This window comes from Stenotrophomonas sp. Steno-Z1 (assembly GCF_056393175.1).
Window position 1 is genome coordinate 396,646 of record NZ_JBWJPB010000001.1, and the last position, 22,545, is coordinate 419,190.

At 68.9% G+C, this 22,545-nt stretch carries 14 protein-coding genes; 10 read left to right on the forward strand and 4 right to left on the reverse strand.

What is annotated here, in order from left to right:
* Positions 1-96: 96 nt before the first annotated feature.
* From acnD to pbpC, 5 genes are all read left to right on the forward strand, one after another.
* Positions 97-2,712: a Fe/S-dependent 2-methylisocitrate dehydratase AcnD gene (gene acnD, locus AC06FD_RS01640; protein WP_394161035.1), complete on the forward strand. Its 2,616-nt coding sequence runs from the start codon at positions 97-99 to the stop codon at positions 2,710-2,712.
* A gap of 56 nt (positions 2,713-2,768) precedes the next feature.
* The gene (gene prpF, locus AC06FD_RS01645) at positions 2,769-3,959 is read left to right on the forward strand and encodes a 2-methylaconitate cis-trans isomerase PrpF (protein WP_478076828.1); all 1,191 of its coding nucleotides are present in this window, start codon (positions 2,769-2,771) and stop codon (positions 3,957-3,959) included.
* A gap of 18 nt (positions 3,960-3,977) precedes the next feature.
* Positions 3,978-5,435 carry a bifunctional 2-methylcitrate dehydratase/aconitate hydratase gene (locus AC06FD_RS01650; protein WP_478076829.1) on the forward strand — a complete coding sequence of 486 codons (1,458 nt, stop codon included), beginning with the start codon at positions 3,978-3,980 and terminating at the stop codon, positions 5,433-5,435.
* A 1,718-nt stretch (positions 5,436-7,153) separates the two neighbouring features.
* Positions 7,154-12,073: an alpha-2-macroglobulin family protein gene (locus AC06FD_RS01655; RefSeq protein ID WP_478076830.1), complete on the forward strand. Its 4,920-nt coding sequence runs from the start codon at positions 7,154-7,156 to the stop codon at positions 12,071-12,073.
* A gap of 55 nt (positions 12,074-12,128) precedes the next feature.
* The gene (gene pbpC, locus AC06FD_RS01660; RefSeq protein ID WP_478076831.1) at positions 12,129-14,504 is read left to right on the forward strand and encodes a penicillin-binding protein 1C; all 2,376 of its coding nucleotides are present in this window, start codon (positions 12,129-12,131) and stop codon (positions 14,502-14,504) included.
* Positions 14,505-14,587: 83 nt separating this feature from the next.
* Here the strand turns inward: pbpC and AC06FD_RS01665 are convergent, their stop codons facing one another.
* Together AC06FD_RS01665 and AC06FD_RS01670 are read right to left on the reverse strand one after the other, a co-directional pair.
* Positions 14,588-15,190: a ferritin-like domain-containing protein gene (locus AC06FD_RS01665; protein ID WP_259206194.1), complete on the reverse strand. Its 603-nt coding sequence runs from the start codon at positions 15,188-15,190 to the stop codon at positions 14,588-14,590.
* 29 nt (positions 15,191-15,219) lie between these two features.
* The gene (locus AC06FD_RS01670; RefSeq protein WP_478076832.1) at positions 15,220-15,702 is read right to left on the reverse strand and encodes a redoxin family protein; all 483 of its coding nucleotides are present in this window, start codon (positions 15,700-15,702) and stop codon (positions 15,220-15,222) included.
* A 247-nt stretch (positions 15,703-15,949) separates the two neighbouring features.
* On the opposite strand from AC06FD_RS01670, the gene AC06FD_RS01675 reads away from it, so the two are divergent.
* On the forward strand, positions 15,950-16,843 hold the full coding sequence (locus tag AC06FD_RS01675) for a DnaJ C-terminal domain-containing protein (protein WP_259206188.1): 894 nt from the start codon (positions 15,950-15,952) through the stop codon (positions 16,841-16,843).
* Positions 16,844-16,958: 115 nt separating this feature from the next.
* Here the strand turns inward: AC06FD_RS01675 and pilH are convergent, their stop codons facing one another.
* Entirely contained in the window at positions 16,959-17,342 is a 384-nt protein-coding gene (gene pilH / locus AC06FD_RS01680; protein WP_259206187.1) for a twitching motility response regulator PilH, read from the reverse strand.
* Positions 17,343-17,432: 90 nt separating this feature from the next.
* A complete protein-coding gene (locus AC06FD_RS01685; RefSeq protein ID WP_478076833.1) occupies positions 17,433-18,428 on the reverse strand; it encodes a YhdH/YhfP family quinone oxidoreductase in 996 nt (331 codons plus the stop codon).
* Between the two features lie 193 nt (positions 18,429-18,621).
* Between AC06FD_RS01685 and hflK the strand changes: the two genes are divergently transcribed.
* The 4 genes from hflK to AC06FD_RS01705 all read left to right on the forward strand — a co-directional run bounded on the left by hflK (position 18,622) and on the right by AC06FD_RS01705 (position 22,455).
* A complete protein-coding gene (gene hflK, locus AC06FD_RS01690) occupies positions 18,622-19,746 on the forward strand; it encodes an FtsH protease activity modulator HflK (RefSeq protein ID WP_259206185.1) in 1,125 nt (374 codons plus the stop codon).
* Positions 19,743-20,606, forward strand: a complete 864-nt coding sequence (hflC, locus tag AC06FD_RS01695; RefSeq protein ID WP_259206182.1) for a protease modulator HflC — start codon at positions 19,743-19,745, stop codon at positions 20,604-20,606. Before hflK ends, hflC begins: the two co-directional genes overlap by 4 nt.
* Positions 20,607-20,697: 91 nt before the next feature.
* A complete protein-coding gene (locus AC06FD_RS01700) occupies positions 20,698-20,883 on the forward strand; it encodes a DUF2065 domain-containing protein (RefSeq protein ID WP_449336233.1) in 186 nt (61 codons plus the stop codon).
* A gap of 279 nt (positions 20,884-21,162) precedes the next feature.
* Positions 21,163-22,455, forward strand: a complete 1,293-nt coding sequence (locus AC06FD_RS01705) for an adenylosuccinate synthase (RefSeq protein ID WP_259206180.1) — start codon at positions 21,163-21,165, stop codon at positions 22,453-22,455.
* The last annotated feature ends 90 nt before the right edge of the window (positions 22,456-22,545 follow it).

Below are 22,545 nucleotides of genomic sequence, written 5' to 3' on the forward strand. Positions count from 1 at the left end.
CCGGCGCGATGCCGGTCTGCTCCGTTGCGGCGTCGCTACTCCTTCTTTGCCGGTGTCACGACGCCCCGGCCCGCCAACAAGCAGCTATCGCCAGCCATGAATACTCAGTACCGCAAGAACCTCCCCGGCACGTCGCTGGACTATTTCGATACCCGCGCCGCCGTCGATGCCCTCCAGCCCGGTGCCTATGCCACGCTGCCGTATACCTCGCGCGTGCTGGCCGAAAACCTGGTGCGCCGCTGCGACCCGGCCACGCTGGAGCCCTCGCTGCGCCAGCTGATCGAGCGCCGCCAGGACCTGGATTTCCCGTGGTTCCCGGCACGCGTGGTGTGCCATGACATTCTCGGCCAGACCGCCCTGGTCGATCTGGCCGGCCTGCGCGACGCCATCGCCGATGCCGGCGGTGACCCGGCGCAGATCAATCCGGTGGTCCCGACCCAGCTGATCGTCGATCACTCGCTGGCGGTGGAATTCCCGGGCTTCGACAAGGCGGCGTTCGAGAAGAACCGCGCCGTCGAGGACCGCCGCAATGAAGACCGGTTCCACTTCATCAACTGGACCAAGAAGGCGTTCAAGAACGTCGACGTGATTCCGCCGGGCAACGGGATCATGCACCAGATCAACCTGGAGAAGATGTCGCCGGTGGTGCAGGTGCGCGATGGCGTGGCCTTCCCCGATACCTGCGTGGGCACGGACAGCCATACCCCGCACGTGGACGCCCTGGGTGTCATCGCCATCGGCGTGGGCGGCCTGGAAGCGGAGAGCGTGATGCTCGGCCGTGCCTCGTGGATGCGCCTGCCCGACATCATCGGCGTGGAACTCACCGGCCGCCCGCAGCCGGGCATCACCTGCACCGACGTGGTGCTGGCGCTGACCGAGTTCCTGCGCAAGGAGCGTGTGGTCGGTGCATGGATCGAGTTCTACGGCGAGGGCGCCAATGCGCTGACCATTGGCGATCGCGCCACCATCTCCAACATGACGCCGGAGTTCGGCGCCACCGCGGCGATGTTCTACATCGACCAGCAGACCCTGGACTACCTGCGCCTGACCGGCCGCGAAGACGCCCAGGTTGCCCTGGTGGAAACCTACGCCAAGGCCACCGGCCTGTGGGCCGACGATCTGGTCACCGCGCAGTACGAGCGCGTGCTGCAGTTCGACCTGTCCACCGTGGTGCGCAACATGGCCGGCCCGTCCAACCCGCACAAGCGCGTGGCGACCACCGACCTGGCCGCCCGCGGCATCGCCGACGAAGGCAAGCTGGCCTCGGGCAAGCTGGAACAGGCCGATGGCCTGATGCCCGACGGCGCGGTGATCATCGCCGCGATCACCAGCTGCACCAACACCAGCAACCCGCGCAACGTGATCTCCGCCGCCTTGCTGGCGCGCAACGCCAACCGCGCCGGCCTGACCCGCAAGCCGTGGGTGAAGAGTTCGCTGGCGCCCGGTTCCAAGGCGGTGCAGCTGTATCTGGAAGAAGCCGGCCTGCTGACCGAACTGGAGCAGATGGGCTTTGGCATCGTCGCCTTCGCCTGCACCACCTGCAACGGCATGAGCGGCGCGCTGGACCCGAAGATCCAGCAGGAAGTGATCGACCGCGACCTGTATGCCACCGCCGTTCTCTCGGGCAACCGCAACTTCGACGGCCGCATCCACCCGTACGCCAAGCAGGCGTTCCTGGCCTCGCCGCCGCTGGTGGTGGCCTACGCGATCGCCGGCACCGTGCGCTTCGACATCGAGAAGGATGCGCTCGGCCACGACGCCGACGGCCACCCGATCACGCTGAAGGACCTGTGGCCGAGCGACGCCGAGATCGATGCAGTGGTCAAGGCCTGCGTCAAGCCGGAGCAGTTCCGCAAGGTCTACGACCCGATGTTCACCTTCAAGGTGGAACACGGTGCACCGATCAGCCCGCTGTACGACTGGCGCCCGCAGAGCACCTACATCCGCCGCCCGCCGTATTGGGAAGGTGCGCTGGCCGGTGCCCGCAGCCTGACCGGCATGCGCCCGCTAGCGGTGCTCGGCGACAACATCACCACCGACCACCTGTCGCCGTCCAACGCGATCATGGCCAGCAGCGCGGCCGGCGAATACCTGGCGAAGATGGGCCTGCCCGAGGAAGACTTCAATTCCTACGCGACCCACCGTGGCGACCACCTCACCGCGCAGCGGGCGACGTTTGCCAACCCGAAGCTGATCAACGAGATGGCCGTGGTCGATGGCCAGGTCAAGCAGGGGTCGCTGGCGCGCGTGGAGCCGGAAGGCGAGGTCACCCGCATGTGGGAAGCGATCGAAACCTACATGGAGCGCAAGCAGCCGCTGATCATCATCGCCGGTGCCGACTACGGCCAGGGCAGCTCGCGCGACTGGGCCGCCAAGGGCGTGCGCCTGGCCGGCGTGGAGGCGATCGCGGCCGAAGGCTTCGAGCGCATCCACCGCACCAACCTGATCGGCATGGGCGTGCTGCCGCTGGAGTTCAAGGAAGGCGTCAACCGCAAGACGCTGGGCATCGACGGTACCGAAACCTTCGACGTGCTGGGCGAGCGCGTGCCGCGCGCCGAGCTGACCCTGGTCATCCATCGCCGCAACGGGGAACAGCTGCGGGTGCCGGTCACCTGCCGTCTGGATACCGCTGAAGAGGTCTCCATCTACGAGGCGGGCGGCGTGCTGCAGCGGTTCGCCCAGGACTTCCTGGAATCGGCGCAGGTCGCCTGATTCCCTCCGCATCGCGACGGCCCGGCGACGGGCCGTCTTTCCATCAGGACTTCGACATGGCGTTTCTCCCCCAGCTCCGCATCCCCGCCACCTACCTGCGCGGGGGCACCAGCAAAGGTGTCTTCTTCAGGCTGACCGACCTGCCTGCCGCTGCGCAGGTGCCTGGCCCGGCGCGCGATGCCCTGCTGATGCGCGTGATCGGCTCGCCGGACCCGTATGCCAAGCACACCGACGGCATGGGCGGGGCCACCTCCAGCACCAGCAAGTGCGTCATCATCGCCGCCGCGTCGGTGCCGGAGCATGACGTGGACTACCTGTACGGCCAGGTCGCGATCGAGACCGCGTTCGTGGACTGGAGCGGTAACTGCGGCAACCTCAGCACCGCGGTCGGCCCGTTCGCGATCAGCAACGGGTTCATCGACCCGGCGCGCATCCCGCACAACGGCACCTGCACGGTACGCATCTGGCAGGCCAACATCGGCAAGACCATTCTGGCGCACGTGCCGATCGTGGATGGCCAGGTGCAGGAAAGCGGTGATTTCGAGCTGGACGGGGTGACTTTCCCGGCCGCGGAGATCCGGCTGGAGTTCCTCGATCCCTCCGACGATGGCGAAGGCGAGGGCGGGTCGATGTTCCCCACCGGCAACTTGGTGGACACCCTGGACGTGCCCGGCGTGGGCAGCTTCCCGGTGACGATGATCACCGCCGGCATTCCCACCATCTTCCTCAACGCCGCCGACCTGGGCTACACCGGTACCGAGCTGCAGCCGGCGATCAACGAGGACAAGGCCGCGCTGGCCCGCTTCGAAGCGATCCGCGCGCACGGCGCGGTGCGCATGGGCCTGATCGACAGCATCGACCAGGCCGCCACCCGCCAGCACACGCCCAAGGTGGTCTTCGTCGCCCCGGCCCAGGACTACGTGTCCTCCAGCGGCAAGCAGATTGCCGCCGGCGCGATCGACCTGCACGCCCGCGCGCTGTCGATGGGCAAGCTGCACCACGCGATGATGGGCACGGCGGCGGTGGCGATCGGCACGGCGGCGGCGATCCCGGGCACGCTAGTCAACCTGGCCGCGGGCGGTGGCGCGCGCGAGGCGGTCACCTTCGGGCATCCCTCCGGCACGCTGCGGGTGGGCGCCGAAGCGCGCCTCGTTGACGGTCAGTGGACGGTCACCAAGGCCATCATGAGCCGCAGTGCACGCGTCTTGATGGAAGGCGCGGTGCGGGTACCCGCCGACACGCTATAGCTTCAACAGGAGATCACGATGTCCGGTCACGACCGCAACGCGAACCAACGGCCGCCGTGGGATGCGGTCATGACCGACATCGTCGACTACGTGCGCGACTACCGGGTGGAGTCGCCGCTGGCCTACACCACCGCGCGCCACTGCCTGATCGATTCGCTGGGCTGTGGCTTGGCCGCGCTCGCGTTCCCGGCCTGCAGCAAACTGCTCGGACCGCTGGTACCCGGGATGCGCGTGGTCAACGGCGCGCGCGTGCCGGGAACCCGCTTCGAGCTGGACCCGGTGCAGGGCGCCTTCAACATCGGCGCGATGGTGCGCTGGCTGGACTTCAACGACACCTGGCTGGCCGCCGAATGGGGCCATCCGTCCGACAACCTGGGCGGCATCCTGGCCACCGCCGACTGGCTCAGCCGTAACGCCGAGGCATTGCGGCGACCGCCGCTGACCATGCGTGACGTGCTGGCCGCGATGGTCAAGGCGCATGAGATCCAGGGCTGCCTGGCGCTGGAGAACGCCTTCAACCGGGTCGGGCTGGATCACGTGGTGCTGGTCAAGGTTGCCTCCACCGCCGTGGTGGCGCACCTGCTGGGCCTGGACCGCGAACGCATGCTCAACGCGGTCTCGCTGGCCTGGGTCGACGGCCAGTCGCTGCGCACCTACCGCCACGCGCCCAACACCGGCTCGCGCAAGAGCTGGGCGGCCGGGGATGCGACCAGCCGCGCGGTGCGGCTGTCGTTGATGGCTGCAGCCGGCGAGATGGGGTACCCCAGCGCGCTCACCGCGCCCACCTGGGGCTTTTACGACGTCTCCTTCGGCGGCCAGCCGTTCCGCTTCCAGCGCCCCTATGGCAGCTACGTGATGGAGAACGTGCTGTTCAAGATCAGTCATCCGGCCGAGTTTCATGGGCAGACCGCAGTGGAAGCGGCGATGCAGGTGCATGCGCGCATGCGCGCGGCGGGCCGGCGCTGCGAGGACATCGCCCACATCACCCTGCGCACCCAGCAGGCCTGCCTGCGCATCATCGACAAGCCCGGCCCGCTGCATAACCCGGCCGATCGCGACCATTGCGTGCAGTACATGGTGGCCATCGCGCTGATCTTCGGCCGGTTGGTCGCCGAGGACTACGAGGACGATGTCGCCGCTGACCCGCGCATCGATCCGCTGCGCGCGAAGATCACCTGCGTGGAGGAGCCGCGCTACACCGCCGACTACCTGGACCCCGACAAGCGCAGCATCGCCAACGCGCTGGAGGTGGTGTTCGCCGACGGCAGCCACCTCGACGCCGCCGTCGAGTACCCGCTGGGCCACGCCCGCCGCCGCGCCGAAGGCATCCCGCTGCTGGAGGACAAGTTCCGCGCCCACCTGGCCGCCACCTTCCCGACCCGGCAGCAGCGCCGCATCCTCGATGCCTCGCTCGACCCCGTGGTGCTGGAGGCGATGCCGGTGCACGACTATGTGGAGCTGTACGTAGCCGGGTAGCGCCGAGCCATGCTCGGCTGCCCGTTGCGAGGCAGGGACCGGGTAGAGCCGAGCCATGCTCGGCTGCTCGTCGCGGGGCAGGCACCGGGTAGAGCCGAGCCATGCTCGGCTGCTCTCGCCGGCCGAGTTCGCGTACGCCGGCCATCCGGCGTCTGCCCGCGTTTCAACCTCGGCGAAGCCGCATCGGTCGGCAGGGGAAAGGCTTCGGGCGATTTGCCGCGCTGGCGCGCGGGTGCCGAGCATGGCTCGGCACTACCGGTGCGCGTCGGGTGCCCGGGCGACGGCACCGCTCGGTTCCTGGACGCGGGCGGCACCCGGGTAGAGCCGAGCCATGCTCGGCTGCTCTTGCCGGCCGAGTTCGCGTACGCCGGCCATCCGACGTGTGCCCGCGTTTCAACCTCGGTAAAGCCGCATCGGTCTGCAGGGGCAAGGCTTCGGGCGGGTTTGTCGCGCTGGCGCGCGGGTGCCGAGCATGGCTCGGCACTACCGGTGCGCGTCGGGTGCCCGGGCGACGGCACCGCTTGGTTCCTGGACGCGGGCAGGCACCCGGTAGAGCCGAGCCATGCTCGGCTGCTCTTGCCGGCCGAGTTCGCGTACGCCGGCCATCCGGCGCCTGCCCGCGTTTCAACCTCGGTAAAGCCGCATCGGTCTGCAGGGGCAAGGCTTCGGGCGGGTTTGTCGCGCTGGCGCGCGGGTGCCGAGCATGGCTCGGCACTACCGGTGCGCGTCGGGGTGCCCGGGTGACGGCACCGCTCGGTTCCTGGACGCGGGCAGGCACCCGGGTAGAGCCGAGCCATGCTCGGCTGCTCTTGCCTGCCGAGTTCGCGTACGCCGGCCATCCACCGCCTGCCCGCGTTTCAACCTCGGTAAAGCCGCATGGGTCGGCTGGGGAAAGGCTTCGGGCGGTTTGCCGCGCTGGCGCGCGGTTGCCGAGCACGGCTCGGCACTACCGGTGCGCGCAGGGTTGCCTGGGTTACGGTGTCGCTCGGCTGCTGGACGCGGGCGGCACCCGGGTAGAGCCGAGCCATGCTCGGCTGCTCTTGCCTGCGGACTTGGCATACGCGGGACATCAAGCTGCCCGCATTTCAACCTCGGTGAACCCGCACCCGTCGGCCGGGGAACGGCTTCGGGCGGTTTGCCGCGCTGGCGCGCGGCTGCCGAGCATGGCTCGGCACTACCGGTGCGCGTCGGGGTGCCCGGGTGACGGCACCGCTCGGTTCCTGGACGCGGGCAGGCACCCGGGTAGAGCCGAGCCATGCTCGGCTGCTCTTGCCGGCCGAGTTCGCGTACGCCGGCCATCCGACGTGTGCCCGCGTTTCAGCCTCGGCGAAGCCGCGTCGGTCGGCTGGGGAAAAGGCTTCGGGCGGTTTGCCGCGCTGGCGCGCGGGTGCCGAGCATGGCTCGGCACTACCGGTGCGCGTCGGGGTGCCCGGGCGACGGCGCCGCTCGACCGCTTGTCGCGGAAGGCACCCGGGTAGAGCCGAGCCATGCTCGGCTGCTCTTGCCGGCCGAGTTCGCGTACGCCGGCCATCCGGCGCTTGCCCGCGTTTCAACCTCGGTAAAGCCGCATGGGGCGGCTAGGGAAAGGCTCCGGAGGGTTTCCCGCGCTGGCGCGCGGTTGCCGAGCATGGCTCGGCACTACCGGTGCGCGTCGGGCGACGGCGCCGTTCGGGGCGGCCCGGCCCTTATACTGGCCGCCTTGTTCAAGGAGCGACATCATGGCTATCCGCAGTCGGGTCGGGCAGTGGGGCTGGAAGGGAATCGTGGGGCTGGCGCTGGCCGCCGGCCTGGCCGTCGGTATTGGCGGCTGCAAGCGCAACGAGAGCGGGCAGTTGCCCACACCCTCCGGTGCGCCGATCGCGGCCAAGGCCGAGAAGGTGAGCGGATTCACCCTGGTGCGGGCCTATCCCGACCAGAAGGGCGACGGCGTCTCGCTGGCGCTGGAATTCTCGCGGCCGCTGGTGGGGACCCAGGACTTCGACAAACTCGTCCGCTTCGCCGAAAAGGTGGGCACCGAGGACAGCAGCTGGACGCTCTCCGATGACGGCCTGACCCTGCGCTACCCGTTCGTGGAGGCGGCCAAGGAGTACAACCTGATCGTCTCGCCCGACCTGCTCGCCGCCGACGGTAGCCGGATCGGCAAGGAACTGCGCCAGAAGGTGTTCAGCGGCGAGCTCAAGCCGGTCGCCGGCTTCGCCTCGCAGGGCAGCGTGCTGCCGGCCAAGGACAGCCGCGGCCTGCCGGTGGTGTCGGTGAACGTGCAGGAAGTGGACGTGGAGTTCCTGCGCGTGCGCGAGAAGGAACTGCCGCGCTTCTTCAGCCAGTACCAGCGCGGCGGGCGCCGTGGCAGCTGGGAACTGGACAGCGAGTACGGCGACAAGACCCCGATGTCGCAGCTGGCCGAGCCGGTGTACGTCAATCGTTTCGTGCTGGGTGGCAAGCAGAACGAGCGCGTCCTGACCTACCTGCCCACCCAGGACATCAAGGAGCTGCAGGAGCCGGGCCTGTACTTCGCGGTGATGAAGCGCAGCGGCTCGTTCGACAGCGAGTTCGACACCGCCTTCTTCACCGTCAGCGACATCGGCCTGCACACCCGCGCCTACAAGGACAAGCTGTTCGTGCACACCGCCTCGCTGCAGAGTGGCGCGGCGCTGAAGAAGATCGAGCTGCGCATCCTCGATGGAAAGGGCGAGGTGGTGCTCAAGGGCAACACCGATGGCAATGGCAACGCGCTGCTCAATTACACCCTGGATGCCAGCCACGTGCTGATCGCCAGCAGCGGCGCGGACACCTCGATGCTGCCGTTCAACCAGCCCGCGCTGGACCTGAGCGAGTTCGCGGTGGCCGGTCGCGACAATGCCTGGTTCGACGTGTTCGCCTGGTCCGGGCGCGACCTGTACCGCCCCGGTGAAACCGTGCGCATCTCCGCGCTGCTGCGCGACAACGATGGCAAGCCGACCAAACCGCAGCCGGTGTTCCTGCGCCTGAAGCAGCCCGATGGCAAGACCTTCCGCGAGACCCGCCTGCAGCCGGGCGAGCAGGGCTACCTGAGCTTCGAGCAGCTGATCCCGGCCGAAGCGCCGACCGGGCGCTGGCAGGTGGAATTCCGCACCAATCCGGCCAGCAAGGACGCCATCCAGGGCATGACCCTGCGCATCGAGGAGTTCCTGCCCGAGCGCATGAAGCTGGACCTGGACAGCGCGCAGAAGACCCTCAAGCCCGGCGAGCCGCTCAAGCTGATCGCCGATGCGGCCTACCTGTATGGCGCGCCGGCCGACGGCAACCGCTTCACCGCGCGCCTGGCCGTGGCCGCCGAGCAGTCCCCGGTGGAATCGCTGCCGGGCTACTTCTTCGGCGACCCGACCACCGAGCTGCCGCGTGAAGCGCGCGACATCATCGACACCGAATTCCCCGCCGACGGCAAGCTGCGCCAGGACGTGGCCCTGCCCGACGAGGTCAAGCCGACCGCGCCGATCGCGGTGGTGCTGTCCGGCAGCGTGTACGAAACCGGCGGCCGCACCGTCACCCGCACCCTCAAGCGGGTGATGTGGCCGGCGCCGGTGCTGGTGGGCGTGCGCCCGCTGTTCAATCCCGACGACGGCGCCGATGCCAACGGCAACGCCCGCTTCGAGCTGATGCGCGTGGACGCGGGCGGCAAGCCGCAGCCGGCCAAAGGCCTGAAGGTCACCCTGGTGCGCGAGCTGCGCGACTACCACTGGACCTTCAACGACAACCGCTGGGACTACGACTTCACCCGGCGCTTCGAGAACAAGGAAACCCGCACCGTCGATGCCGGCAGTGCGGCGGTGGCCATCGATGTCCCGGTGGAGTGGGGCGAGTACCGCCTGGACGTGTTCGATCCGGCCACCGGGCTGACCAGCCGCTATCCGTTCCGCGCCGGCTGGAGCTGGAACGACGACAACCGTGGCCTGGATGCCCGCCCGGACAAGATCAAGCTGGGCCTGGACAAGACCGGCTACAAGGCCGGCGACACCGTGCGCGTCACCGTCACCCCGCCGCACGCCGGCAAGGGCATCCTGATGGTGGAAAGCGACAAGATGCTGTACGTGCAGGAGATCGACGCCAAGCCGGGCAGCACCTTCGACATCCCGGTCAGTGCCGAGTGGGAACGCCACGACGTCTACATCACCGCGCTGGTGTTCCGTGGCGGCAGCGCGCCCAGCAAGATCACCCCGGCCCGCGCGGTCGGCGTGGTGCACGTGCCGATGGATCGCAAGGCGCGCCAGGTCGCGGTGGGCCTGTCGGTGCCCAAGCAGATGCGCCCCGAGCAGACCCTGCCGGTGGCGGTGAGCGCACCGCAGCTGGCGGGCAAGGTCGCGCACGTGACCGTCTCGGCGGTGGACGTGGGCATCCTCAACATCACCCGCTTCCCGGTACCCGATGCGGCCGGCCACTTCTTCGCGCAGCGGCGCCTGGGCGTGGATGCCTATGACATCTACAGCCGGGTGATCGAGAGCTTCGACGGCAGCAGCGGCAAGCTCAAGTTTGGTGGCGACATGGCGCTGGCGGCGATGCCGCAGGCCAAGCGACCGACTGCGCGGGTGCAGACCGTGGACCTGTTCTCCGGCCCGGTGAAGCTCGATGCCAAGGGCATCGCCCGGATCGCGCTGAAGGTGCCCGATTTCAACGGCACCCTGCGCGTCTCCGCGGTGGTCTACTCCGATGACCAGTACGGCAAGCGCGACATGGAGACCGTGGTGCGCGCGCCGATCCTGGCCGAAGCCAGCATGCCGCGGGTCCTGGCCCCGGGCGACCGCAGCACGGTCACCCTGGATGTGCAGAACTTCACCGGCAAGCCCGGCGAGTTCAAGGTGCAGGTCGATGGCATCGGCCCGCTCACCCTGGGCGAACCCAGCCGCACCCTGCAGCTCAAGGCCGACGCCAAGAGCACGCTGAGCTTCCCGCTGAGCGCGCGCGAGGGCTACACCGTGGCCAAGGTGCGGGTGCGGGTGGACGGCAACGGCTTCAAGGTGGACCGCCGCTATGACCTGCCGGTGCGCGCGGCCTGGCCGCAGGTACTGCGTGCGCAGACCCGTACGCTGGACCCGCTGGCGGCCGTGGAGATGGGCACCGGCCTGGCCGATGGCCTGATGGACGACTCGGTGACCGCGCGGATGCTGGTCAGCGCGTTGCCGCCGATCCCGTTTGCCAGCGCGCTCAATGGCGCGTTGAAATACCCCTACGGCTGCGCCGAGCAGACCACCAGCAAGGGGTATGCCGCGCTGATGCTGGACGAGGCGACCTCGGCCATGCTCGGTGCCGACGGCCTGGATGCCAAGAGCCGCCGCGAACGCATGGAAGGCGCGTTCGGCCGGCTGGCCTCGATGCAGGTGGCCAACGGCAACTTCTCGATGTGGGGCGACGACGGCTACGTCAATCCGTGGCTGACCCCGTACATCGCCGAGTTCCTGCTCGATGCCAAGGACGCCGGCTTCGCGGTGCCCGATGGGGTGCTGCAGAAGGCATTGAACCGCCTGAGCGAAGACCTGTTGTCCGGCGGCAACCAGTTCTACGGCGAGGACCGCCGCGAGAACCTGAAGTTCGCCAACCAGGCGTATTCCGGTTACGTGCTGGCCCGGGTCAACCGTGCCCCGCTGGGCACGCTGCGCGCGCTGTACGACAACGAGCGTGGCAAGGCGCTGACCGGCCTGCCGCTGGTCCACCTGGGCATCGCGTTGTCGCTGCAGGGCGATCACAAGCGTGGCGATGCCGCCATTGCCGCCGGCTTCGCCAAGCCGAGCAGCGAGCGTCCGCAGTACTTCGGCGACTACGGCAGTGCGGTGCGCGACGATGCGTTGATGATCGCGCTGCTGCACGAGCGCAAGTTGTCCAAGCCGGCCTATGACGCACGCGCGGTCGACCTGGGACGGGCGCTGGACGCGCGCCGCAACAGTGGCTGGATGTGGCTGAGCACCCAGGAACAGGTCGCCATCGCGCGCCTGGGCAAGGCGCTGGCGGCCAACCAGAAGAAGCTGGTGTCCGGCGAGCTGGCGGTGGGCGGCGAGGTGGAGGCGATTGCCGCGCGCCGCATGTTCGGGCGCAGCTTCGACTACGCCGCGCTGGCCAAGGGCGTGCGTTTCAGCCCGCAGGGCGAGCCGCCGATGTTCGCCAGCCTGGAAGTGGCCGGCATCCCGCGCACTGCGCCGGAGCCGGACAACCGCCACCTGGGCGTGGAACGCACCTGGTACACCACCGACGGCAAGCCGTGGACGCCGCGCGCGCTCAAGGAAGGCGAGGCGCTCATCGTACGGGTCAGCATCACCCCCAACCTGGACATGCCCGATGCGCTGCTCACCGACCTGCTGCCGGCGGGCCTGGAGATCGAGAACTTCAACCTCGGCGATGCCAAACAGTGGGCCGACGTGGTGGTGGACGGACTCAATGTCAACGACCGCGGCGATGCGGCCACGCTGCGCCACGAGGAGTTCCGCGACGACCGCTACGTGGCCGCGCTGAAGCTGTCCAAGGGCAGCACCGCCAAGGTGTTCTACCTGGTGCGCGCGGTCACCCCGGGCACCTATACCGTGCCGCCGCCGCTGGTGGAGGACATGTACCGCCCCGACCTGCGCGGGGTGGGGCGCAGCAACCCGACCACGCTGACCGTGGTCCAGCCCTGAGCCGGGCGCGGGCCGTCGCTCCGGCGATGGCCCGCACGTTGCCGGCGTCGATGTGATGAAGTCTTTCCTTTCCCCGCGCTTCACCGGTCCTGCGCGGCGCTGGCTGTTGCCTGCGCTGCGGTGGGGCACCGCCGTACTGCTGGCCCTGCTGCTGGTGCTGGACCTGGCGTTCCCGACGCCGCTGCCCAAGGCGCGCGACACCAGCACGCTGGTGGTGGCGCGCGACGGCACGCCGCTGCGCGCGTTCGCCGACGGCGACGGCGTCTGGCGCTATCCGGCAGCGGCCGACAGCGTCTCCCCGCTGTACCTGCAGGCCTTGCTCAACTATGAAGACCGCTGGTTCTGGCGGCACCCGGGCATCAATCCCTGGGGCATGCTGCGCGCCGGCAAGCAATGGCTGCTGCAGGGCCGGATCGTGTCCGGCGGGTCGACCCTGACCATGCAGGTGGCACGCATCCTGGACCCGCATTCGCGCACGCCGTGGGGCAAGGTCAAGCAGATGCTGCGCGCGGTGCAGCTGGAAGTGCACCTGAGCAAGGCGCAGATCCTGGCGCTGTACCTGGAGCGCGCGCCGTACGGCGGCACCATCGAAGGCGTGGAGGCGGCGAGCTGGGCCTACCTCGGCAAGCCGGCCGCACGCCTGTCCCAGGCCGAAGCCGCGCTGCTGGCGGTGCTGCCACAGGCGCCCAGCCGGCTGCGTCCGGATCGCCACCCCGAAGCGGCGCAGCGCGCCCGCGACAAGGTGCTGGAACGGATGGTGTCCCTGGGCGTGTGGACGCGCGAAGACGTGGATGACGCGCGCATCGAACCCGTGGTCACCCGCGCGTTGCAGCCCCCGCTGCATGCCGCCCTGCTGGCCCAGCGCCTGCGCACGGCACAGCCACGCGCGGCGCGGATCGAAAGCACCCTGGACATCGACCTGCAGCGCACCCTGGAAGAGCGGGTGTCCTCGTATTTCTCGCAGTTGCCCGAGCGCACCTCCGCCGCGCTGCTGGTGGTGGACAACCGCACCCTGGAAGCGCGCGCCTACGTGGGCTCGGTGGCCTTCGGCGACAAGCAGCGGCTTGGCCACGTGGACATGGTGCAGGCTTGGCGATCGCCAGGCTCCACGCTCAAGCCGTTCCTGTACGGGATGGCCCTGGATGACGGGCTGATCCATTCGGAAAGCCTGATGGTGGACGCCCCACAGGCCTTCGGGGGCTACCGCCCGGGCAATTTCGATGCGGCGTTCAACGGCCCGGTGAGTTCGGCCACCGCGTTGCGGCTGTCGCTCAACGTGCCGGCGGTGGACCTGCTGGACCGGGTCGGCTCGGCACGCTTTGCCGCGCGGCTGTCGCATGCCGGCATCAACCTGCGCTTCCCGCACGGCAGTGCGCCCAACCTGTCGCTGATCCTGGGCGGCACCGGCGCGCGGCTGGAGGACCTGGTCGGCGCATTTGCCGCTTTCAACCGCAACGGCATCGCCGGGCGCGTGCGCTACACCGCGGCCGATCCGGTGATCGAACGCCGACTGATGTCGCCGGGTGCGGCCTGGATTACCCGCGAGGTGCTCGAATCCAATCCGCGCCCCGGCTACGGCAGCGGCACCTTCGATGTGACCGGGCGCCCGCGCGTGGCCTGGAAGACCGGCACCAGCTACGGCTACCGCGACGCGTGGGCGATCGGCGGCACCCGTCACTACACGGTGGGCGTGTGGGTGGGACGGCCGGATGGCACGCCGCTGCCGGGGCAGTACGGCGCGGTGACCGCGTTGCCGTTGATGTTCGAGGTGGTGGACAGCCTGCCACGCCAGGCCGGCGATGCCAGCGCGGCGGCGACGCCGGCGAACGTGACCCGCGAGACGATCTGCTGGCCGACCGGTGAACTCGCCGAACGCACCGAAGACGCGCTATGCCAGCGTCGCCTCGATGCCTTCATCCTGGACGGTGTGGTGCCACCGACGTTTGCCGAGCGCGATGCGCGCCTGTGGCAGCCCGGCCGCCAGCGCTTCAACGTGGATGCACGCACCGGGTTGCGGCTGTCGCCGGATTGCCGCCTCCCGCATGAGATCGAGACGCGCGAGATCGCGCGCTGGCCCGCCTTGCTGTCGCCCTGGCTGCCGCAGGCGCAGCGGCATGCGGCGCAGTTGCCGGCGCTGTCGCCGGACTGCAGCGAAGATGGCCGCGAGAGCGGTGGCAGCCTGCACATCGATGGCCTCAACGACCGCGCCACGCTGGCGCGCGCGCCCAATGCCGAACACGGCGTGCGCCTGCAGCTGCGAGCGTTGGGCAATGACAACAGCGTGGACTGGTTGCTGGACGGGCGCTGGATCGCGCGTACCGAAGGCGCGCGCCTGTTCCAGCGTGACTTCGAGGAAGTGGGCGAGCATACGCTCACCGCACTGGCCGCCGATGGCGCCTGGACCCAGGTGCGGTTCCGCATCCTGCGCTGACGTGCCCGCCGCAGGTCACGCGCTAGGGCCGGCCAACGGCCGGCACCAGCGTTCCGGGGTGCCGCGGGGCTGTGATCGCGGGGTTATTCCCCGATCCACCCATCCAGCAGGTCGGCGAACTCGTCGGCGTGTTCCTCTTCCTGCGCCAGGATCTCTTCGAGGATGCGCTTGGTGGTGGTGTCCTTGTCGCCCACGAAGTTGATCATCTCGCGATAGCTGTCGATGGCGATGCGTTCGGCGATCAGGTTCTCGCGGACCATGTCGCGCAGGTCCTTGCCTTCCTTGTACTCGGCATGCGAGCGCGCGGTCAGCGTGGCCGGGTTGAGGTCCGGTTCGCCACCGAGCTGGACGATGCGTTCGGCCAGCTTGCCGGCGTGCGCCTGCTCCTGCTGGGCGTGTTCGAGGAACTCGGCCTTGACCGCGTCGGCGAGCATGCCCTTGGCCATGAAATAGTGGCGGTAATAACGCAGCACGCACACATACTCGGTGGCCAGGGCATCGTTGAGCAGCTTGATGACCGCCTGGCGATCGGCGGTGTAGCTGTCGGTGATCGCACCATCCTCGATGTCCTTGCGCGCCTTGGCGCGCAGCGTGGCGGTATCGCTGATGCCCGGCGGCCGTGCGGCGTCCTGGGCGGGGTGATCGTTGGCGGCGGGTTGCGGGGTGTGCTTGGCTGGCTTTGACATGGCTGGCCGGGTTCCTTTGGTGCGTGGGTTCAGCTGGGCAGATGCGCCAGCACGTAAGTTGCCGAGGACACCTCGAACTGGCCGGGGTCCTCGATGAAGGCCTGCCGCACCACGCCGTCCTCGACATACAGCGCGAAGCGGCGCGAGCGCAGGCCCATTCCCGAGCTGCTGGCATCCATTTCCAGGCCGAGCGCGCGGGTCAATTCACCATTGCCGTCGGACAGCATCTGCAGGCCATCGGGCACATGCTGGCTTTCGCCCCAGGCCTTCATCACGAACGGATCGTTGACCGCCATGCAGAACACGTCGATACCGCGATGGCGGAAATCGGCGAAGTGCTCCACATAGCCGGGCAGGTGGCGGGCCGAACAGGTCGGGGTGAACGCGCCGGGTACCCCGAACAGCACCGCGCGGCGGCCGTCGAACAGGGCATGGGTATCGACGGTCTCAATGCCCTCGCGGATACGCTTGAGGGTGACTTCGGGAATGCGGTCGCCTGCTTGGATGGTCATGCGGACTCCTTGGACGCGCCCAGCGTAGTGAGCGGGGTGGGATGGCGGCGTCAAAACGTTGAAAACCGGTGCTGCAGACCCATGTCAACGGCAACGCGGTTCAGCAGGGGCCAGCATGGGCGCCCTGCGGCGTGGGCGCATTGCGCAGGATCATGCCGGGGCGTCACGGCACGGCCGGCGCCAGCCGCTAGAATTGTCGGGACGGTGCCCGCCGGCGCGGGCGACCGAACTTATTCGAGGTGTATCGATGGAATTCAAGGATTACTACGCCACGCTCGGGGTGGAACCGAGCGCGGGCGACGCGGAAATCAAGACCGCCTACCGCCGGCTGGCGCGCAAGTACCATCCCGACGTCAGCAAGGAGGCCGGCGCGGAAGACAAGTTCAAGGCCGTCAACGAGGCCTATGAAGCGCTGCGCGACCCGCAGAAGCGCGCCGCCTACGACCAGCTCAAGGCGCAGGGCTACCGGCCCGGCGAGGAGTTCCATGCGCCGCCGAACTACGGCGGCGGGCAGGGCTTCGACTATGAGGAAGTGTTTGGCGGCGGGGCCGGCGGTGGCGGCTTCAGCGACTTTTTCGAGAGCCTGTTCGCGCGCCAGCGCGGCGGTGGCGGCCGCGCCAGTGGTTTCGGCGGCGCCAGCCAGGGCCCGCAGCCCACCCGCGACACCCGCGCCAAGCTGTCGGTGCCACTGGAGGCCGCCCACCAGGGTGACAGCCTGCGCATCAACGTCAACGGCAAGCAGCTGGATGTGCGCGTGCCCAAGGGCATCCGCCCGGGCCAGGTGATCCGCCTGACCGGGCAGGGCACCGGCGGCGGCAACCTGCTGCTGGAAGTGGAGTACGCCGAGCACCCGCAGTTCGAGGTGGACGGCCGCAACATCCTGTACACCCTGCAGGTGACGCCGTGGCAGGCCGCACTCGGCACCAGCATCAGCGTGCCCACGCTGGGCGGCTCGGTGGAGTTGAAGGTGCCGGCCGAGTCCGATGCCGGGCGCAAGCTGCGCCTGCGTGGGCGGGGCCTGCCGGGCAATCCCGACGGCGACCAGATCGTCGAACTGGAAATCGTGGCCCCGGCGCCCACCGAAGAAGCGCAGAAAAAGGCCTACAAGGCGCTGGCCAAGGCATTTGGCGAGAAGGTCTGATCGACGGGCGTACCGGCCAACGGTCGGTACGTGCCGCAGGTGGGTACCGGCCGACGGCGGGTACCTGCGGGCGCTGCATGCCGACCCGGCGTCGGCATGCGGCGCGCCGCGGCGCTTACGGCGCCGGCGGTTCCTGGTTGCTGAAGACCCGCTCCAGCACCTCGGACAGCTCGTCCTCGGAGAACGGCTTGGTGATGTAGGCCTTGGCGCCCTGGCGCATGCCCCACATGCGGTCGGTGTCCTGGTCCTTGGTGGTCACCAGGATCACCGGGATGTGCTTGGTGCTGGCATCGCGGGCCAGTGTGCGGGTGGCCTGGAAACCGTTGAGGTTGGGCATCACCACATCCATCAGCACCAGGTCCGGCAGCTGCGCCTTGGCCGCTTCCACGCCGGCCGCACCATCGGTGGCGGTCAGGATCTGGTGCCCGAGCTTTTCGACGATGCGCTGTATCCCCAGCAGCTGCGACGGTGAATCGTCGACGATCAGAATGCGTGCCATGTTGTTCCCCATGTGATGCCCAGCAGTGTAGTGCTGCCCGCGCATGGCCGGGAAGCTCCCGGCCTGCCGTCCGTCGCCTGCCTGCGACGCTCAGTCGATCCGCACCACGGTGCGCCCCAGCGAGCCGCCGGCCAGCATCGCCTCGAACACCGCCGGCAGCCCGTCCAGGGCCACTTCGCGCGTGCAGATCGCCGCCAGGTGGCGTGGCTTCCACTCGCCGGCGAGACGTTGCCAGACCTGCTCGCGCAACGCGCGCGGGGCCGCTGCCGAGGACACCCCGAGCAATGACACGCCGCGCAGGATGAAGGGCATGACCGTCATGTCCAGCGCCGGGCTGGCCGCCAACCCGGCGCTGACCACGCTGCCGTAGGGCACGGTCTGCGCCAGCAGGCTGGCGAGCATCGGCCCACCGGCATTGTCCAGGCCGCCACCGAAGCGCGCCGATTCCAGCGGGCGGGCCGAGGCCAGCGCGTCGCGCGGCAGCACCTGGCTGGCGCCCAGGCCGCGCAGGAAGTCGGCCTGGTCGGCCTTGCCACTGATCGCGTGCACCTCGAAGCCGGCGCGGCTGAAGATGGCCACTGCCAGCGAGCCGACCCCGCCGGTCGCGCCGGTGACCGCCAGCGGCCCGTGGGCCGGGGTGAGCCGGTTGTCGGTCATGCGCAGCAGCGCCAGCGCGGCGGTGAAGCCGGCGGTGCCCAGCACCATCGCCTCGCGCGGGCTCAGGCCGGCGGGCTGGGCGATCACCGCGGCCGATTCCAGCCGGACGTACTGGCTGTAGCCGCCATCGCGGGTCTCGCTGAGCCCGCAGCCGGTGGCCAGCACCGCATCGCCCTCGCGGTACGCGGGGTCGGTCGAGGCCACCACCGTGCCGGCCACGTCGATCCCGCCCACCAGCGGGAACCGACGCAGGATCCGGCCCTGGCCGGTGCCGGCCAGGGCGTCCTTGTAGTTCACCGAGGACCAGTGCGCGCGGATCACCACCTCGCCCGGGTTGAGCTGGTCCAGCGCGACCGACTCGATGCCGCTGCGGTGGCCGTTGTCGTCCTGGTGGATGCGGAAGGCGTTGAACCGGTCGGGGATAGCCATGAAGATGCCTGACAGGGGAAGGATGGACCACCTTACCCGCAGTGGCCCCCGGCGGCGGCGCGGGATGAATCGCGCCCCGCTGCGGCCTTGCCCTTCCAATCCTGTCGATCGGCCCCATCTTGTAGAATCGAGCAGGATTCACGGTTGACGGTGCGGAATGACCCGCAGGCAACCTTTCACTGATGGAGCGTGCATGGCCTGGAATACACCCGGCGGCAACAAGGGCGGACAAGGTCCCGACGAGAATCGACGGGGGCCGTTCGGTCCCCGCGGCAGCGGCAACGGGGGCGGTTGGGGCGGTTTTCCCGGTCCGCTCAAGGACATGTTCGACGGCAACGTCCTGCGATGGGTCGCCGGCGCGGTGGTCCTGCTGCTGGTGTTCTCCAGCTTCCAGTTGATCGGCGAACAGGAACGCGGGGTCGTGCTGCGCTTCGGCCAGTTCTCGCGGATCCTGCAGCCCGGTCCCAATATCAAGCTGCCGTGGCCGATCGAGTCGGTCGACAAGGTCAACGCCACCCAGATCAAGACCTTCAGCAGCCAGGTGCCGGTGCTGACCCGTGACGAGAACATCGTCAACGTGTCGGTCAACGTGCAGTACCGCATCGACGATCCGCGCCTGTACCTGTTCGGCACGGTCGCGGCCGACCAGGTGCTGGAGCAGTCCGCGCAGAGCGCGGTGCGTGAGCAGGTCGGCCGTGCCGACCTCAACGCGGTGCTCAACAACCGCGGCCCGCTGGCCGTGGTCGCCGAAGAGCGCCTGCAGGCAGCGCTGAAGGCTTATCGCACCGGTCTGTCGGTGACCGGGCTGACCCTGCCCGACGCGCGTCCGCCGGAAGAAGTGAAGCCGGCCTTCGACGAGGTCAACGGCGCCCAGCAGGTCAAGGAACGCCTGATCAACGAAGCCCAGGCCTACGCGGCCAAGGTGGTCCCGGAAGCCCGCGGCCAGGCCTCGCGTGCCCGCACCACTGCCGAAGGCTACAAGCAGGCCGTGGTCTCCAAGGCCCAGGGTGATGCCGAGCGCTTCAGCCTGCTGCAGGTCCAGTACAAGGACGCCCCGGAGGTCACCCGCAAGCGGCTGTGGCTGGAAACGGTGGAGCAGGTGCTGGGCCAGAACCGCAAGATCATCGGTGGCGACGGCCGCCAGCTGATCTACGTGCCGATGCCGGCCGACAACCGTACCGGTGCCGCCCCGGCCGCCCCGGCCATTACCCCGGAAGTGATGCTGCCGTCGCTGCCGGCCAGCACCCCGGTGGACGGTGTACGCAACACCGAGCGCCCGACCACCCGCCCGACCGGTCGTGAAGGAGTCAGCCGATGAAGAGTTCCCTTTGGATCGGGCTGGCCGTGGCCGCCCTGCTGGCCCTGCTGGGCTCGGTGTACGTGGTCCGTGAGGACCAGACCGCGATGGTGCTCAACCTGGGCAAGGTGGTCCGTGCGGACATCAAGCCGGGCCTGCACTTCAAGGTGCCGCTGGTGGAGACCGTGCGGGTGTTCGACCGTCGCTTCCAGGTGCTCGACACCGCGCCGGCGCGCTACTTCACTGCCGAGCAGAAGGACGTCAGCGTCGACTTCTTCGCCATCGGCTACATCTCCGACGTGCGCGACTATTACCGCGCCACCGGCGGTGATGCCAGCGTGGCCAACGCCCGCCTGGCGCCGATCATCACCGACTCGCTGCGCAACCAGATCAACTCGCGCACGCTGCAGCAGCTGGTCTCCGGTGACCGCAGCGAACTGATCGCCAACCAGCTGACCGGCATCAACACCTCGGTCAAGGACCTGGGCATGCAGATCATCGACCTGCGCATCAAGCAGATCGACCTGCCCACCGACAGCCAGGTGATCAACGATGTGTACGAGCGCATGCGCGCCCAGCGCAAGCAGGAAGCGGCCAAGCTGCGCGCCGAGGGTGAGGAGCAGTCGCTGACCATCCGTGCCCAGGCCGACCGCGACAGCACCGTGATCGTGGCCGAAGCAGAACGCGATGCGCAGCAGATGCGCGGTACCGGCGATGCCGAAGCCGCCCGCATCTACGGCAAGGCCGGCGCGGCCGATCCGTCGTTCTACGCGTTCTACCGCAGCCTGGAGGCGTATCGCGGTTCGATGGCCGACGGCAACGGCGTGATCGTGCTCGACAAGAACGACCCGTTCCTGCAGTACCTCAAGAACGATCGCTGAGGCGACATCGCCAGGGTCGCGTCCGCTCGATCCTGCGTCCACGGGGCCCGGTCACACAACCGGGCCCCGTGCTTTTTCCGGAGTTGCATGCATGAAAGACCTGTTTTCGGCCGTGTGTCTGGTCGCCGTCCTCGAAGGCCTGTTCCTGTTCGCCGCACCACGGGCCTGGAAGCGCATGGCCGAACACCTGTTGATGCTGCCCAGCGTCGCCCTGCGCCGCTGGGGCGGGGTGATCCTGCTGGCCGGCCTGACCACCTTGTGGTGGCTGAAACACTAGGCGGCGCGGCCGCGACCGGATCGGTGCCGGCCCCCTGGCCGGGCGCGACAGCGCAGGGCTGAGCGGCGGGTGAAGACGGCCGCGGCCAGGGTGGCACCGGACCCCGGAAACCCGGATAATGCACAAAAGCCGGACGGGCCTCCCCGTTCGGCTTTTTCCGTGTCTGGGCCTTCCATCGCCGGCCGCTCCCCGTTTGGAGCCGCCACCCCCGCGCTGGCCAGCCCTGCCATGGTTTACCCGTCCGCGGCCCCGATGGCCGCAACATATGAGGAGCCCATCATGGGTCAGTCTGTCGTAGTGCTTGGTGCCCAGTGGGGCGATGAAGGCAAGGGCAAGATCGTCGATCTGCTCACCGAGGAAATCGGTGCCGTAGTGCGTTTCCAGGGCGGCCACAATGCCGGCCACACCCTTGTCATCAATGGCAAGAAGACCGTGCTGCACCTGATCCCGTCGGGCATCCTGCGTGCCGACGCGCTGTGCCTGATCGGCAATGGCGTGGTGATCTCCCCGGCTGCCCTGCAGAAGGAAATCGCCGAGCTGGAAACCTCCGGCGTGGAAGTGCGTTCGCGCCTGAAGATCTCCCCGGCCGCGCCGCTGATCATGCCGTACCACATCGCCCTGGACCAGGCGCGCGAACGCGCTGCCGGTGGCAAGGCGATCGGCACCACCGGCCGTGGCATCGGCCCGGCGTACGAAGACAAGGTGGCGCGCCGCGGCATCCGCATCGCCGACCTGCATTACCCCAAGCAGCTGGAAGAACTCCTGCGCACCGCGCTGGATTACCACAACTTCGTGCTGACCAATTACCTGAAGACCGACGCGGTCGACTTCCAGAAGACCTACGACGAAGCGCTGGCCTTCGGCGAGTACGTCGAGCCGATGAAGTCCGACGTCGCCGGCATCCTGCACGACCTGCGCAAGCAGGGTAAGCGCGTGCTGTTCGAAGGCGCCCAGGGCGCGCTGCTGGACATCGACCACGGCACCTACCCGTACGTCACCAGCTCCAACACCACCGTCGGCGGCGCACTGGCCGGTGCCGGCGTGGGCGCGGACGCGATCGACTACGTGCTGGGCATCGCCAAGGCCTACGCGACCCGCGTCGGCGGCGGCCCGTTCCCGACCGAGCTGGATGACGAAATCGGCCAGGGCATCCGTGATCGCGGCGCCGAGTACGGCGCCTCGACCGGCCGTCCGCGTCGCTGCGGCTGGATGGACATCGTCGCGCTCAAGCGCGCCGTGGCCATCAACGGCATCAGCGGCCTGTGCATCACCAAGCTGGACGTGCTGGACGGCATGGAAAAGCTGAAGGTCTGCATCGCCTACGAATACCGCGGCAAGCGCACCGAATACGCGCCGCTGGACGCGCAGGGCTGGGAAGAGTGCACCCCGGTGTACCTGGAGTTCCCGGGCTGGACCGAGAACACCCATGGCATCACCAACTGGGACGACCTGCCGCCGGCCGCCCGCGCCTACCTGCGCGCGCTGGAAGAGCTGGCGGGCTGCCCGGTGAGCATCGTCTCCACCGGCCCGGACCGCGACCACACCATGGTCCTGCAGGATCCGTTCGCCTGAGCCCCGGTCGTGCCGAGCCATGCTCGGCACCGCCAACCGGCCATGCGTAACGCAACAGGGAAAAGCCCCGCGAACGCGGGGCTTTTTCGT